The organism is Desulfobulbus alkaliphilus, assembly GCF_016918545.1.
Taxonomy (GTDB): domain Bacteria; phylum Desulfobacterota; class Desulfobulbia; order Desulfobulbales; family Desulfobulbaceae; genus Desulfobulbus; species Desulfobulbus alkaliphilus.
On sequence record NZ_JAFFQC010000187.1, the window covers coordinates 1 to 466 of the forward strand.

Here is a 466-nt window from a genome sequence, read left to right on the forward strand (position 1 = left end):
CAGTCCCCCCCCTTTGCCACTCGGGACATTCCCCCAGCGCGCCTTGTCGAACCGTCGGACCCCTCGTTTCCGCCCATAAAGAAGCGGGACGAAACAAAAGCCTTCGGCTTGTCGCCTCCTCTAGGATAGAGGGGGCGCCCAGACCCGAAAGCCCTTGGGGCTCCAAATCGGAGGGCGTCTTATAGTGTCGTCGAAATCAGAACGCAACGACCGTAAAAGCGGTAAAAAACCGGTCTTCGGAAACCGTCCCGACGGCCCCCGTGACAAGGGCCAAAAGCCCGCTGCGCAAGGGTTTGGACGGCGCGATGAAACCCCTCGTCAGCCCCGTTCGCCCGATCGGGGCAAGTCGGACGCCGATAATTTTCTGTGGGGACGCCACCCGGTTCTGGCCGCTCTGGCGAATCCCGCCCGTCGTGGCATGGGTCGTCTGCTGGCCACGGCCGAGCGCGCCGCCGAGATCGAGAAC

At 63.5% G+C, this 466-nt stretch carries 1 protein-coding gene; it reads right to left on the reverse strand.

From position 1 onward, the window contains the following. Positions 1–196 precede the first annotated feature (196 nt). Positions 197–466 (reverse strand): hypothetical protein (locus JWG43_RS20765; RefSeq protein ID WP_205244323.1); only part of this gene is annotated, 270 nt, incomplete at its 5' end.